The following is a 14,313-nucleotide window of genomic DNA, read 5'->3' as shown; positions in this document are numbered from 1 at the left end:
AGGAGTAACCCTGTGCTCACCCATCTCGATTCCCAAGGTCGCGCCAACATGGTCGACGTGACCGACAAGGCCGTGACGTTCCGTGAGGCCACCGCCGAAGCCTTTGTGCGCATGTTGCCCGCTACGCTGCAGATGATTGTCAGCGGCGGTCACCCCAAGGGCGATGTATTCGCCGTAGCGCGCATTGCCGGCATCCAGGCGGCGAAAAAAACCAGCGATCTGATTCCGCTCTGTCATCCGCTGATGCTCACCAGCGTCAAGGTCGAACTCAATGCCGAAGGCGAGGACCGGGTACGCATCGTTGCCCGTTGCAAACTTTCGGGCCAGACCGGGGTGGAGATGGAGGCCCTGACCGCTGCCAGTGTCGCCGCGCTGACCATCTATGACATGTGCAAGGCCGTCGACCGGGGCATGACCATTGAGGGCGTGCGGGTGCTGGAAAAACTGGGCGGCAAGAGCGGTCACTTCCAGGCGGACGCACCATGAAAATCAATGTGAAGTTCTTTGCCCGTTACCGTGAGGCGTTGGGCGTGGACGCTTTGAGCGTCGATGATAAGTTCTCTACGGTAGATGACGTTCGCGCGCTGTTGGCGGCTCGCCCGGGCTTCGACGTACTGAGCGAGCAGAACCTGATGTGTGCCCGCAACGAAGAGCTGTGCCAGCTCGATGAGCCGCTGGTGGAGGGCGACGAAGTCGCGTTCTTTCCCACGGTGACCGGAGGCTGAGTCATGGCGATTCGTGTACAGGCCGATCCGTTCGATCCGGGCGCCGAAGTCAACGCGATGCACGCGGCCAATGTCGGCGTGGGCGCAGTAGTGAGTTTTGTCGGCTACGTGCGGGACTTCAATGACGGCCTGGATGTGTCCGGGATGTTCCTGGAGCATTACCCGGGCATGACCGAAAAAGCCCTGGGCAAGATCGCCATCGAGGCGCAGCAGCGCTGGCCGCTGCTGAAGCTGGAGGTGCTGCATCGCATCGGGGCCCTGGAGCCGGGCGAGCCCATCGTCTTTGTCGCGGCCGCCAGTGCCCATCGCCAGGCGGCATTCGACGCCTGCGCCTTTGTCATGGACTACCTCAAGACCCGCGCGCCGTTCTGGAAGAAGGAAAACACCGCCGATGGCCCGCGCTGGGTCGAGGGGCGGGACAGTGATCATGCGGCGGCGGATCGCTGGAAGCAGTAGACAGCCTGTTGTCTCTTTGTGGCCGATAGTCCGCTATCGCGAGCAGACTCGCTCCCACATTGGATCTGTGTCAGACCGGGGATCCCTGTGGGAGCGAACCTGCTCGCGATGGGGCCATCAGCCTTTCATCATTTCTTCAATTGACGATATGTACATTAAAGTCCAGTATGGATTTATAAGTACATAATCAGTCGCGCCTGCTTTTTCTCTGCCAAACCAACAACAATCCCGCGAGAGAACGATCATGAAGAAATTCCCCCTCATCACTGGCCTGGCCCTGAGCCTGCTGGCCTCCAGCAGCCTGTTCGCCGCCGAGAAAACCCTGCGCATCGGCATCGAAGCGGCTTATCCGCCGTTCGCTTCCAAGACCTCGGAAGGGAAGATCGAGGGTTTCGACTACGACATCGGCAATGCGTTGTGCGCGCAGATGAAGGTCCAGTGCGAGTGGGTCGAGGGAGAGTTCGACGGGCTGATCCCGTCGTTGAAGGTGAAGAAGATCGACCTGGCGCTGTCGTCCATGACCATCACCGAAGAGCGCAAGAAGTCGGTGGACTTCACCCACAAGTACTACTTCACCTCATCGCGGCTGGTCATGAAGGAGGGCGCAGTAGTGGATGACCAGTACGCCAGCCTGAAGGGCAAGACCGTGGGTGTGCAGCGAGCGACCACCACTGATCGCTATGCTACTGAAGTCCTCGAACCCAAGGGCGTGATCGTCAAGCGCTACAGCAACAACGAAGAAATCTACATGGACCTGGCGTCCGGTCGCCTGGACGCGATTTTTGCCGACACCATCCCGCTGGAAGATTTCCTATCGATGCCTCGGGGCAAGGGCTACGGGTTTGTCGGGCCTGAGCTCAAAGATCCGAAGTACGTTGGTGAAGGCGCCGGCATTGCAGTGCGCAAGGGCAATACCCAGTTGGTGGCGGATCTGAACAAGGCCATCGATGGGATTCGGGCCAGTGGGGAGTATCAGAAGATCGAGGCCAAGTATTTCAAGTCGGATATCTATGGCGACTGACTAATCGCCATCGCGAGCAGGCTCGCTCCCACAAGGGATCTGCGTTCAACGCGGTCTAATGTGGGAGATTCTATGGTGCATGACTAGCCTTCAAATGCCTTTCTGGCTGGTATTCGCTCTGATTCTGCAGCAGAGCGAATACTACGCGGGCAAGCTTGCGCGACAGCGCCACCATGGCCTGAGTTGTACTCATCCCCCGGGCTAACAACGCCTCATAGAACCCCTTCCATCGCTCCGTGCGCCTTGCCGACATCGCTGCGTTGTGCAGCAGTCGGCGAGCTTCTGGATCACCTCGTTTGGTCAGGCAGCGGCGACCCTGTTTTCGCCCTGATTGCGATATGCGCAGGTCCAGCCCCAGAAAAGCGATGAAGGCATCGGCGTTTTTGAAATCCCCCCGCTGAAACGAGGTGAGCAACCGGGCGCCGGTCAACAGGCCAATGCCTTCAACTTTCATGCAGCGCTTGAGCTGACCCAGCAAGCCTGCGTCCTTCAGCTCATCCTGGATCTTTTTTTCGACCAGGGTTTCCAGCCGCTGCATCGCGCCTATCTGGCGTTTGAACGCGGCTTTGAGTAACGGCTCGTTCGCCCAGCTTTGGCTCAGACTGACACGGGCCTGGACCACAGCCGCACGGCGCCGGAAAAGGCTTACGAGCCGGCGATACAAGGGCGATGGCGGGTTCCAGGGATGCAGTTCCTGGCCTTCGTTCTTCAGGTAACGGGCCAACAGGCGAGCATCCAGTGCATCGGTTTTGGCGCGCACGTTCACGCCTTTGCGGTAGTGACTGAGCTCATAGCCACCGACCATGTAGATCACGCAGCCGGCCTTGTGAGCCAGATCGGCGAACTCCAGGTGATAGATATTGGTGGCTTCGATGGCAATATCCACCTGCATGGACAAGGCCTTGAGCCACTTCTTAATCGCAGTTTTGTTATTGGGGACTATCTCAAGCTGATCGGTTTCGGCGTGATACATCACCAACTCATCCTTGGCGACATCCACACCCACAATCGGCTTGACGAGGGGAACCGGCATTGCCATTGAAAACTCTCCGGGCTAAGGTTTGAACACTTGAAGGGTTCACCCAGAGGCGCAGGCTTGTTCCTATCGTCGGTCTAGGCCAGATGCATTCTTTATCGGCGCTTGGGTGTGAAAGGAGGAGGGGTAAAATCTCCCACGGTCTGTACTGCGGCTAACAGTCAGAAGCGAACCTTGTCCCTCCTCCTCCCTTCAAGTCCTACCATACAAGCGAGCCTGCTCGCGATGGCGTCGGTCCTGGCAACGCAAGGCCTAGCCCTTCAATTCCTTCAGATGCTTGTACACCGTCGCCCGCCCCATGTTCAGCACATTGGCCACGTAGTTGGAGGCGCTCTTGCCCTTGAAGGCGCCTTCGGCGTGCAGCGCCAGCACCAGTTCGCGCTTATGGTCGCGGGTCAGCAGGTTCAGGCTCAACTGGCGCTCGCGCATCCAGGCATGCAGGAAGGTGTTGATGCGTTCCTGCCAGTCATCGCGAAACAGGGAGTCCGGCTGCGGGATCAATTTGCCCGGCGACAGGAACAGGTCCAGCGCGGCCTTGGCATTTTCGAACAGTGAAATATTCAGGTTGATGCACAGCACCGCCAGCGGCCGACCTTTGGCGTCGCGCAAGACGCTGCTGAGGCTGCGGATCTTCTGTCCGTCCCAGTTGAGCTTTTCATACGGGCCGATGTTCCGTTCGCTGATGTCCTCGCTGAGCATGTCTTCCAGGGACGAGTCATCGCCGATCTCGCGCTTGGAGAGATTATTGGCGATGTAATCGACTTTCTGCGTGCGCAGGTCGTGCAGTACCACCTCGGCGTGGGGGTAGAACAGCGTGGCGATGGCGTCGGCGATGGTGTGGAAATTGTCCATTGCCGGATCGGGTTGCAGGGCGGTCATGACAGGGCTCCAGGCAGCGTCGGCGCCCCGTGAAGCAGGGGCGCAGGGAGTGTGCCGCAATCGTGGCGATGCGTCACCTTCAGGACGGTCAGCCAAGTCGCGCCGGCGACAGCATTGCGCTGCTCAGGCCGAAGCGGGTCAGGGCTTCGGGCAGCGGTTCGCCGCGTACCAGCGCTGCGCTGGCCTGGCCCATCGCCGGGGAGGTCTGGATGCCATAGCCACCCTGGGCCGCAACCCAGAAGAATCCGGGCAACTGCAGGTCGAAACCGGACAGCAGATCGCCGTCACGAACAAAACTGCGCAACCCGGCCCAGGTACGGGTCGGGCGGCGAATGCTCAGGGTGGTGGCTTCTTCGATCTGGTAGATCCCCAGGGCGATGTCCAGTTCTTCCGGCTGCACATCGTGGGGCTCCACCGGATCGGCATTGGCTGGCGAGCCCAGAAACATGCCAGCGTCCGGCTTCATGTAGAAGGATTCGTCGAGGCTCACCAGCATCGGCCAGTCATGGATGTCCAGGCCTTCCGGGCCGGGAAAGATGAAGGCCGCCCGCCGCTTGGGTTGCAGACCCAGCGGCCGGGCACCGGCCATTTGCGCGACCTGATCGGCCCAGGCACCGGCCGCGTTGATCAGAATCGGCGCAGTGAAGGTCCTCTCGGCAGTCCTCACCTGCCATTGCCCCTGGTTGTCGCGAACCAGGTCCAGGACTTCGCTGTCGGTGTGTATCTCACCGCCGTTGCGGCGGATACCACGCAAGTAGCCCTGGTGCAGCGCATCCGTGTCGATGTCAGAGGCCGTCGGGTCATAGAGGGCGCCATGGACTTTTTCCCGGCGCAGGATCGGCAGTCGCACGCAGGCTTCTTCGGCGCTGAGCAATTGCATCTGCGGCACGGTGGCCTTGGCACTGAGGTACTGATTGTTCAGCTCGGCCGGGTCACCGGTGAAGTCCACGGTCATTTCGCCCCGGGGCGTGAGCAGGGGGTGTTCGCAGAAACCGGCGGGCGGTGCGTCGAAAAAGTCCCGACTGGCTTGGGTCAATGCCCTTACCTGAGGCGTGCCATAGGCGGCGGTGAACAGCGCCGCCGAACGTCCGGTGGAGTGGTAGGCCGGATGGGATTCGCGCTCGAGCACAATGACCCGGCCATGGGGGGCCAGCCAGTAGCCGGTGGAGGCACCGGCAATGCCGCCGCCGATGATGATGAAATCTGCTGAGGTCATGAAGCTCTCCTGTGGAGCGCAATGCCGGGGTATGCGGGGCCCCTTGTGGGAGCGAGCTTGCTCGCGATGGAGGCCAGCACATTCGACATAGATGTCGACTGCCATGCCGCCATCGCGAGCAAGCTCGCTCCCACAAGGGGATTGGTTCGTCAGTTGCGGTGATGCAACCGGTAAAGCGCATTCGCCAACGCCACATCCTCCAGCCCCAGGCCAATCGAGCGGAAGAACACGTGGCGCTCAAGGCTTGGTCGCGCAACCTGTCCGCTGAGCAGTTCAGGCAAGTCGCCGATGATGCTCGACGTCTCCCAGCCATGTTGTTCGGCGGCGATCAGCATCTCACCGGCCGAGCCCGGGGTGGTCTGACGATAGTCGCAGAACACGTCCATGTCGTTGAGGCTGTGGGGCGGGACTTCGTGGGCGCGTGGGGCGTTGGTGCTGATGGAGGTGATCAGCGCCGGTTTGCCCAGGCTCTTCGGCTCGAGCACCGCGTTGGCGGACGAGGTGCAGAGCATCACCACATCGGCGTCATGCACCGCCGCCGCAAGGCTGTCGGCAATCTCCAGGCGCGGATCCAGGCCGGTAATCGATGCGCGTTCCTGTGCCGTCTTGCCCGGTAGGCCCGGCGAGTAAAGGCGGATGGTCTTCCACTCTCGCAAGCCCTTGACGTAATGCACATGCGCCCGTGCTACCGCGCCGCTGCCGATGACCGCCAGGCGTTGGGCCTGGGGCAGGGCGAGGGCATCGACGGCAACTGCCGTGGTGGCTGCGGTACGGGCGGTCGTCAGTTCGCTGGCATCGCACAACAACAGCGGCTGGCCGGTGCGCATCGACATCAGCAATGTCCAGGCGGTGACCAGTGGACCCTGCTCGCCCACGATGTAGGGCGAGGTCTTGACGCCGTAGACCTGGTCCTCGGCCAACACCCCCAGGTAGTTGATGAAGTCCCCGGCACCCTGGGGAAACTCCACCCATTGCTGGGCCGGCTGCACTGCTTGCCCGGCAGCCAAGTCGCGAAACAGTTTGCGCAGGATCTGCGGCACATCGACTTGCCCGAGCAGTTCGCGAGCCTGGGCTTGGGTCATCACATAAGGCGTGCTGGACATCGGGACTCCGGGGTGCTTGTCGTAAACTAATTTGTCCATTATGGACTTTTAGTTTATTCGAGCAATATCCCGGGCAAAAAAAAGCGCAGCCGTCGAGGGCTGCGCTTTCGGCTGGCGGAGCGACGGTCAGTGACGTTTGCGCTCAACCGGCCGCAGCAGATGGGTCGGCGGCATTTCGCAACTGATCTTGCGGCCCAGCAGTGCCTCGATGGACGGCAACTGATAGGAGTCGTCCTCTCCGGCGAAGCTGATGGACACGCCCTCGGCGCCCGCGCGACCGGTACGGCCGATGCGGTGCACGTAGTCGTCCGGCACTTCAGGCAGGGTGAAGTTGATCACATGGCTGATGCCGTCAATGTGAATGCCCCGGCCGGCCACGTCGGTTGCCACCAGCACACGGATCTTGCCCTCGCGAAAACCTTCGAGCGTCTTGATGCGTTTGTGCTGGGGCACGTCGCCCGACAGCTGGGCCGCATTGACGCCGTCGCGCACCAGGCGTTCTTCGATGCGCCGCACTTCGTCCTTGCGGTTGGCGAACACCATGACCCGCTCCCAACCGTTGTCGTTGACCAGGTTGTAGAGCAGCTTGTATTTGTCGGCACCGGCGACGGCATAGATGTGCTGCTCGACGTTTTCGCTGGCGACGTTCTCGGCCTCGATCTCGACGACAGCCGGGTCGGTGGTCCATTGCTTGGCCAGGTTCATCACGTCTTCGGTGAAGGTGGCGGAAAACAACAGGGTCTGGCGTTCGCTTTTCGGCGGGGTCTGGCGAATGATCTGGCGCACCTGCGGGATGAAGCCCATGTCGAGCATGCGGTCGGCTTCGTCCAGCACCATGACCTCGACCATGTCCAGGTGCACGTCGCCGCGCTGGTTGAAATCCAGCAGCCGGCCCGGGGTTGCCACCAGGATGTCGCAGTGACGGGCTTCGAGGTGCTTGAGCTGCTTGTCGAAGTCCATGCCGCCGACGAACGTCATCACGTTCAGGCCGGTGTATTTGGTCAGGTCGGCGGCGTCCTTGGCGATCTGCACCACCAGCTCGCGGGTCGGCGCGATGATCAGTGCCCGAGGCTCGCCCATGTAGCGTTCCTTGGGCGGAGGCGTCTGCAGCAGCTGGGTGATGATGGAGATCAGGAACGCGGCGGTCTTGCCGGTGCCGGTCTGGGCGCGGCCGATGGCGTCCTTGCCGGCGAGGGTGTAACCCAGCACCTGCGCCTGGATCGGCGTGCAATACGGGAAGCCCAGGTCCTGGATGGCGTGCATCAGTTCCGGGGCCAGCTTGAAGTCGTGGAAGCGGGTCTTGCCTTCCTGGGGCTCTACGACGAAGTCCTCGATCTTCCAGGCGACGACCGGCGGTTTTGGTGCGCGTTCGCGGCGGGGACGGGGGGCATCGTTGCGCGGCTTGTCCGGCGCGGGCGCGGCGGCAGGCGAGGTCACCGGCTCTTGTTTCGGCTGCGCAGCTGCTGCGGGGCGACGCGATTGTTGTGGCGCTTCGGTACGGCTCGGGCCGTGGACAGGCGCGCTGGGGCCAGGCGCGAGCTGCTCGGCCTCGCTCTTACCGAACATCTTCTTGAGTGCTTTGAGCACGGTCATCTCATCGATTGGTTAAGGAATGTACGCCGGCCAGTGTAATGCAAGAAACGGGCGCGGCGTAGTGTGTTCGTCAAAGGCTTGGCGTGGCGATTCAGCGCAACCGTTCGGCCAGCCAGGTGCCGATGTCGCGAATCTCCTCGGGTAACACTTCGTGGCCCATTGGGTATTCCTGCCATGTCACGGTGACACCATGCTGCTTCAGATACTCTTTTGCGGTGCGGCCCATGGGGTTGAGCACCACTTCGTCGTATTGCCCGTGCAGCGCCAGTACCGGAATGCGTTGCTGGCTGGCGGACAATTGCAGTTCGTCACTGAACGTCGGCGCATAGGTAGACAGTGCGATCACACCACCCAGCGGCCCCTGCCATTTCACGAAGGCCGTGTGATAGACCACCGCCCCGCCTTGGGAAAAACCGGCCAGGAAAATCCGCGAAGCGTCTATTCCGCTGGCTCGCTGGGTTTCGATCAGGTCCATGACCCGTTTGGCCGACACCTCCAGTTGCTGCTCGTCAATGGCTCGCGCCGGGCTCAAGGCACGGATGTCGTACCAACTGGGCATGGCGTAGCCGCCGTTGATCGTTACTGGCTGGGTCGGTGCCTGGGGTAGAACGAAACGCGTGGTGTGCAGGCTTTGCTGCAATATTTCGGCGACCGGCAGGAAATCATAGCGATCGGCGCCCAGGCCGTGGAGCCAGATAACACACGCATCTGCGGTGCTGTTGGGCTCGAGAATCAAGGGATCGGTCATGGCTGTGCTCCAAATCTGTGCGGGCGCGCTCAATCAGTGCGTGATTACGGTGCGTGCCCGGTGTCTCAGTTAATTAGATGTCGCAAAATTACAACTTTTTGTCTTGACGTAATTCTCAAGGGCTAAGCGCGGCGGTCTGGTACGGGCTTTGCTATGAGGATGCTTGAGTGATGAATCTTACGCTGCGCGGTAACACTATCAGCTCGACGCGACGCATGGGATATCAGAAATCCGGTGATGGATGTTCGCCAATAGCCGCTACGGGCTTCGCGAACGTGAAGGGCTACAGCCCGTTCGGCCGATTGGTGAGAAGTGGGTATGGCTGCCAATGGCGCACCGTCCTCATTAATAGACTCATAGCGAAGGTCCAGACGTCGGTTGACCCTAAAAAAAGCCAACAAGGGTCGGCAATGCCCCAAAAGGGTGCGACAGGGCTCAAGCTCCGACACAACAAGAGCAAAACTGGAGGTTTGAATGAAGTTACTGAAATCCACCCTGGCTGTCGTGACCGCAGCAGCTGTCCTCGGTGTTAGCGGGTTCGCGCAGGCGGGTGCAACCCTGGACGCAGTGCAGAAGAAAGGTTTCGTACAGTGCGGCGTAAGTGATGGCTTGCCGGGTTTCTCGGTGCCTGATTCGACCGGCAAGATCGTCGGTATCGACGCTGACTTCTGCCGTGCCGTTGCCGCTGCCGTCTTCGGTGATGCAAGCAAGGTCAAGTTCAGCCAGTTGAACGCCAAGGAGCGCTTCACCGCGCTGCAGTCCGGCGAAATCGATGTGCTCTCGCGTAACTCCACCATGACCAGCTCCCGTGACGCGGGCATGGGCCTGAAATTCCCAGGCTTCATCACCTACTACGATGGCATCGGCTTCCTGGCCAACAACAAGCTGGGCGTCAAGAGCGCCAAGGAACTGGACGGTGCAACCATCTGCATCCAGGCCGGTACCACCACCGAACTGAACGTGTCCGACTACTTCCGCGCCAATGGCCTGAAGTACACCCCGATCACCTTCGACACCTCCGATGAAAGCGCCAAGTCGCTGGAATCCGGTCGTTGCGACGTACTGACCTCCGACAAATCCCAGCTGTTCGCCCAGCGCAGCAAGCTGGCATCGCCGAAAGACTACGTGGTTCTGCCGGAAACCATTTCCAAGGAACCACTGGGCCCGGTCGTGCGTAACGGCGACGACGAGTGGCTGGCTATCGTGCGTTGGACTGGCTACGCCCTGCTCAATGCTGAAGAAGCCGGCGTGACCTCGAAGAACGTCGAGGCTGAAGCCAAGTCCACCAAGAACCCGGACGTCGCTCGTATGCTGGGCGCTGACGGTGAATACGGCAAGGACCTGAAACTGCCGAAAGACTGGGTCGTGAAGATCGTCAAGCAAGTCGGCAACTACGGTGAAATGTTCGAGCGCAACCTCGGCAAAGGCACTCCGCTGGAAATCGACCGCGGCCTGAACGCGCTGTGGAACGCTGGCGGCATCCAATACGCACCACCAGTGCGCTGATGGTTCTATCACCCGGTGGGCCAACCACCGGGTGATGTTCTGTTCCATTCTTTGCGGGGCACTTCATGCAAAATTCAATCGGCGCACCAAAGCAGAGGCTCAGCCTCAGCGATCCAAAAGTGCGTGCGTGGGTATTTCAGATCGTCACTGTCGTGGCGGTCATCGCGTTGGGCTGGTTCCTGTTCGACAACACACAGACCAACCTTGCGCACCGGGGCATCACGTCCGGTTTCGGCTTCCTGGAGCGCAGTGCCGGGTTCGGCATCGCTCAACACCTGATCGATTACACCGAAGCGGACAGCTATGCCCGCGTCTTTGTCATCGGGTTGCTCAACACGTTGCTGGTCACCTTCATCGGGGTGATCCTGGCGACCATCCTCGGTTTCATCATCGGCGTCGCACGCTTGTCGCAGAACTGGATCATCTCCAAGCTGGCGACCGTTTACGTGGAGGTTTTCCGTAACATCCCGCCGTTGCTGCAAATCCTGTTCTGGTACTTCGCGGTATTCCTGAGCATGCCGGGACCGCGGGCCGCCCATAACTTCGGCGACACCTTCTTTGTCAGCAGCCGGGGCTTGAACATGCCGGCCGCGCTGGTGGCGGACGGGTTCTGGCCATTCATGGTCAGCGTCGTGCTGGCGATCGTCGCCATCGTGCTGATGGCTCGCTGGGCCAACAAGCGTTTCGAAGCGACCGGAGAGCCGTTTCATAAGTTCTGGGTCGGTCTGGCGCTGTTCCTGGTGATCCCGGCGTTGAGCGCGCTGCTGTTTGGTGCGCCGGTGCATTGGGAAATGCCGGAACTCAAGGGCTTCAACTTCGTCGGTGGCTGGGTGCTGATCCCGGAACTGCTGGCCTTGACCCTGGCGTTGACCGTATACACCGCGGCGTTCATCGCCGAGATCGTGCGTTCGGGCATCAAGTCGGTCAGCCACGGCCAGACCGAGGCGGCTCGTTCCCTTGGGCTGCGCAACGGTCCGACCCTGCGCAAGGTGATCATCCCGCAAGCCTTGCGTGTGATCATTCCGCCGTTGACCAGCCAATACCTGAACCTGGCGAAAAACTCCTCCCTGGCGGCCGGTATCGGTTACCCGGAAATGGTGTCGCTGTTCGCCGGCACGGTGTTGAACCAGACCGGCCAGGCCATCGAGGTGATTGCAATCACCATGAGTGTGTACCTGGCGATCAGTATCAGCATCTCCTTGCTGATGAACTGGTACAACAAGCGCATTGCGCTGATCGAGCGGTGAGGAAACGCGCATGACATCCCATACCTTCAAACCTGACATGCCTCCACCGAGCAATAGCATCGGTGTGGTGGCGTGGATGCGCGCCAACATGTTCTCCAGCTGGATCAACACGCTGCTGACCCTGTTTGCGTTCTACCTGATCTACCTGATTATCCCACCGCTGCTGCACTGGGCGATCCTGGATGCGAACTGGGTAGGCACTACCCGCGCCGACTGCACCAAGGAAGGCGCCTGCTGGGTGTTCATCCAGCAGCGTTTCGGTCAGTTCATGTACGGCTACTACCCGGCGGACCTGCGCTGGCGCGTGGACCTGACCGTGTGGCTGGCAGTGATCGGTGCGGCGCCGTTGTTCATCTCGCGCTTCCCGCGCAAGGCGATCTACGGCCTGAGCTTCCTGGTGGTGTATCCGATCGTCGCCTGGTGCCTGCTGCACGGTGGCGTGTTTGGCCTGGACGCCGTGGCGACCAGCCAATGGGGCGGCCTGATGCTGACCCTGGTGATCGCTACCGTCGGTATCGCCGGCGCGCTGCCGCTGGGCATTGTGCTGGCCCTGGGTCGACGCTCGAACATGCCGGCGATCCGCGTGGTCTGTGTGACCTTCATCGAGTTCTGGCGTGGGGTGCCGTTGATCACGGTGCTGTTCATGTCGTCGGTGATGCTGCCGTTGTTCCTGCCTGAAGGCATGAACTTCGACAAGCTGCTGCGGGCGCTGATCGGGGTCATCCTGTTCCAGTCGGCCTATGTGGCCGAAGTGGTGCGCGGCGGTCTGCAAGCCATTCCCAAGGGGCAATACGAAGCGGCTGCGGCGATGGGCCTTGGCTACTGGCGCAGCATGGGCCTGGTGATTCTGCCGCAAGCCCTGAAGCTGGTGATCCCGGGCATCGTCAACACCTTCATCGCATTGTTCAAGGACACGAGCCTGGTGATCATCATCGGTTTGTTCGACCTGCTCAACAGCGTGAAACAAGCTGCCGCCGACCCGAAATGGCTGGGCATGGCCACTGAAGGCTATGTGTTCGCCGCCCTGGTGTTCTGGATTTTCTGTTTTGGTATGTCGCGCTATTCCATGCATCTGGAACGCAAGCTCGACACAGGCCACAAGCGTTAGGAGTTGACTCATGAGTGAAGCAATCAAAAAGCCTGTGAGCCCTGAAGGCATTATTCAGATGCAGGGCGTCAACAAGTGGTACGGCCAGTTCCACGTGTTGAAAGACATCAACCTGAACGTCAAGCAGGGCGAGCGTATCGTGCTGTGCGGTCCGTCGGGTTCCGGCAAGTCCACCACCATCCGTTGCCTCAACCGGTTGGAAGAGCACCAGCAAGGCCGTATCGTGGTCGATGGCGTGGAACTGACCAACGACCTCAAGCAGATCGAAGCGATCCGCCGTGAAGTCGGCATGGTGTTCCAGCATTTCAACCTGTTCCCGCACCTGACCATCCTGCAGAACTGCACCCTGGCGCCGATGTGGGTGCGCAAGATGCCCAAGCGCAAGGCCGAGGAAATCGCCATGCATTACCTGGAGCGCGTACGCATTCCAGAGCAGGCGCACAAGTACCCGGGCCAGCTCTCCGGCGGTCAGCAGCAGCGTGTGGCCATCGCCCGCGCCCTGTGCATGAAACCGAAAATCATGCTGTTCGATGAGCCGACCTCCGCGCTCGACCCGGAAATGGTGAAGGAAGTACTCGACACCATGATCGGCCTGGCCGAAGACGGCATGACCATGTTGTGCGTGACCCACGAAATGGGCTTCGCCCGCACCGTGGCCAACCGCGTGATCTTCATGGACAAGGGTGAAATCGTCGAACAGGCTGCGCCGAACGACTTCTTCGACAACCCGCAGAACGATCGCACCAAGCTGTTCCTGAGCCAGATCCTGCATTGATCTTTTAGGCCGTGAAATAAACCCGGACTTGTCCGGGTTTATTTTTGTGCGGCGATACTCAGGAAGCCGTGAGGGTTTCGTGCTCCTTGTGCGCGGTGGTCTTGAATTGCCTCAAGTCCGCGCCTTCCGCCAGGGTTCGCGCATCTGCGAGCAGATGGGGATAGAGGTCAAGCAGGCGCATCAGCAGCATCAAGGGTTTTGGCGGCAATACCTCGCCGCGCTCGTAGCGGGACATCGCGTTGTGCCCGCCGCCTGACAAAAGCGATACGGCGTCTTTCTGCGACAGGTGCAGCTTGCGGCGGATGCGCTTCATCTCTTCGCCGATCATCTGTCTGGCGGCGTTGACCAGCTCATCCCCCGCGTTTGCATGGCGCTCCGCGCAGTCGGCATCGAGTTCGACTTCCCCGCACATCCGGCATTCCCAGCCCGACAGATCATCGACCCGACGTTCCATACCCTTGACGCTCAAGGTTTCGCCGCGACCTTCGAAATGCAACATGCCCTCCGGGGCACCACAGCTGAAACATTGCTGGGTCTTCATACGTTTTTCTCCTTGAAGGAGATCACCGGTGGGCCTCCGCTCGGACGGTAGGTCACCTTGATGTAGATCTCCAAACCGTGTGTGTTGGCGTGATAGACGTCGTGCCAGACTCGGTGATCGCCATAGGAGGTCATCGATTTATAGAACTGCTTTCGCTGGAGTCCCAAAATGACCTCCTGCATATCTGTAAGCGTCAGACCGAGCACCCATGCATTGTTTTTTGCGGTGCTGGTGAATGCATTGCCCCTGAGCCGTCTGACATCCGCCTGTATCACTGCCAGCGCGTAATGAGGTGTGTTCTTTTCCATAAGAAACCGTGGACCCTCGTCTCTAGAATTACCCTAAAAGGGTAGTTTTGA

The 14,313-nt window shown here is 60.4% G+C and carries 16 protein-coding genes; 8 read left to right on the top strand and 8 right to left on the bottom strand.

Going from position 1 to position 14,313, the window contains the following annotated elements; translation table 11 throughout:
* Positions 1-12 precede the first annotated feature (12 nt).
* From moaC to LOY67_RS22490, 4 genes are all read left to right on the top strand, one after another.
* Entirely contained in the window at positions 13-486 is a 474-nt protein-coding gene (gene moaC, locus LOY67_RS22505; RefSeq protein ID WP_265064508.1) for a cyclic pyranopterin monophosphate synthase MoaC, read from the top strand.
* Positions 483-725: a molybdopterin converting factor subunit 1 gene (moaD, locus tag LOY67_RS22500; RefSeq protein ID WP_265064507.1), complete on the top strand. Its 243-nt coding sequence runs from the start codon at positions 483-485 to the stop codon at positions 723-725. The genes moaC and moaD overlap by 4 nt, the downstream gene beginning before the upstream one ends.
* Positions 726-728: 3 nt before the next feature.
* A complete protein-coding gene (gene moaE, locus LOY67_RS22495; RefSeq protein WP_265064506.1) occupies positions 729-1,181 on the top strand; it encodes a molybdopterin synthase catalytic subunit MoaE in 453 nt (150 codons plus the stop codon).
* Positions 1,182-1,425: 244 nt separating this feature from the next.
* Complete coding sequence (locus LOY67_RS22490) at positions 1,426-2,202, top strand: ABC transporter substrate-binding protein (protein ID WP_265064505.1); 777 nt, start codon at positions 1,426-1,428, stop codon at positions 2,200-2,202.
* Between the two features lie 70 nt (positions 2,203-2,272).
* On the opposite strand, the gene LOY67_RS22485 is transcribed toward LOY67_RS22490, so the two are convergent.
* The 6 genes from LOY67_RS22485 to LOY67_RS22460 form a co-directional block, all read right to left on the bottom strand.
* Complete coding sequence (locus LOY67_RS22485; RefSeq protein ID WP_265064504.1) at positions 2,273-3,241, bottom strand: IS110 family transposase; 969 nt, start codon at positions 3,239-3,241, stop codon at positions 2,273-2,275.
* A gap of 249 nt (positions 3,242-3,490) precedes the next feature.
* Entirely contained in the window at positions 3,491-4,117 is a 627-nt protein-coding gene (locus LOY67_RS22480; RefSeq protein ID WP_265064503.1) for a transcriptional regulator, read from the bottom strand.
* An 88-nt stretch (positions 4,118-4,205) separates the two neighbouring features.
* Complete coding sequence (locus LOY67_RS22475; RefSeq protein WP_265064502.1) at positions 4,206-5,333, bottom strand: NAD(P)/FAD-dependent oxidoreductase; 1,128 nt, start codon at positions 5,331-5,333, stop codon at positions 4,206-4,208.
* A gap of 149 nt (positions 5,334-5,482) precedes the next feature.
* Positions 5,483-6,436 carry an ornithine cyclodeaminase family protein gene (locus LOY67_RS22470; RefSeq protein WP_265064501.1) on the bottom strand — a complete coding sequence of 318 codons (954 nt, stop codon included), beginning with the start codon at positions 6,434-6,436 and terminating at the stop codon, positions 5,483-5,485.
* 126 nt (positions 6,437-6,562) lie between these two features.
* Positions 6,563-8,029, bottom strand: coding sequence for an ATP-dependent RNA helicase RhlB (gene rhlB, locus LOY67_RS22465; protein WP_265064500.1), 1,467 nt, complete (start codon positions 8,027-8,029; stop codon positions 6,563-6,565).
* A 91-nt stretch (positions 8,030-8,120) separates the two neighbouring features.
* Positions 8,121-8,777 carry an alpha/beta hydrolase gene (locus LOY67_RS22460; protein ID WP_265064499.1) on the bottom strand — a complete coding sequence of 219 codons (657 nt, stop codon included), beginning with the start codon at positions 8,775-8,777 and terminating at the stop codon, positions 8,121-8,123.
* 474 nt (positions 8,778-9,251) lie between these two features.
* Between LOY67_RS22460 and LOY67_RS22455 the strand changes: the two genes are divergently transcribed.
* The 4 genes from LOY67_RS22455 to LOY67_RS22440 all read left to right on the top strand — a co-directional run bounded on the left by LOY67_RS22455 (position 9,252) and on the right by LOY67_RS22440 (position 13,413).
* A complete protein-coding gene (locus LOY67_RS22455; RefSeq protein WP_265064498.1) occupies positions 9,252-10,283 on the top strand; it encodes an amino acid ABC transporter substrate-binding protein in 1,032 nt (343 codons plus the stop codon).
* A gap of 65 nt (positions 10,284-10,348) precedes the next feature.
* Positions 10,349-11,530, top strand: coding sequence for an amino acid ABC transporter permease (locus LOY67_RS22450; RefSeq protein ID WP_265064497.1), 1,182 nt, complete (start codon positions 10,349-10,351; stop codon positions 11,528-11,530).
* A 10-nt stretch (positions 11,531-11,540) separates the two neighbouring features.
* Entirely contained in the window at positions 11,541-12,638 is a 1,098-nt protein-coding gene (locus LOY67_RS22445; protein WP_265064496.1) for an amino acid ABC transporter permease, read from the top strand.
* A gap of 10 nt (positions 12,639-12,648) precedes the next feature.
* Positions 12,649-13,413, top strand: a complete 765-nt coding sequence (locus LOY67_RS22440) for an amino acid ABC transporter ATP-binding protein (RefSeq protein ID WP_042730176.1) — start codon at positions 12,649-12,651, stop codon at positions 13,411-13,413.
* Between the two features lie 58 nt (positions 13,414-13,471).
* On the opposite strand, the gene LOY67_RS22435 is transcribed toward LOY67_RS22440, so the two are convergent.
* Complete coding sequence (locus LOY67_RS22435; protein ID WP_265064495.1) at positions 13,472-13,954, bottom strand: type II TA system antitoxin MqsA family protein; 483 nt, start codon at positions 13,952-13,954, stop codon at positions 13,472-13,474.
* A complete protein-coding gene (locus tag LOY67_RS22430) occupies positions 13,951-14,262 on the bottom strand; it encodes a type II toxin-antitoxin system MqsR family toxin (RefSeq protein ID WP_265064494.1) in 312 nt (103 codons plus the stop codon). The genes LOY67_RS22435 and LOY67_RS22430 overlap by 4 nt, the downstream gene beginning before the upstream one ends.
* Between the last annotated feature and the right edge of the window lie 51 nt (positions 14,263-14,313).

This window comes from Pseudomonas sp. B21-056 (assembly GCF_026016325.1).
In the GTDB taxonomy this organism is placed as follows: domain Bacteria; phylum Pseudomonadota; class Gammaproteobacteria; order Pseudomonadales; family Pseudomonadaceae; genus Aquipseudomonas.
The sequence above is the reverse complement of the archived record's forward strand: the minus strand, read 5'-3'. Positions and strand labels throughout refer to the sequence as shown.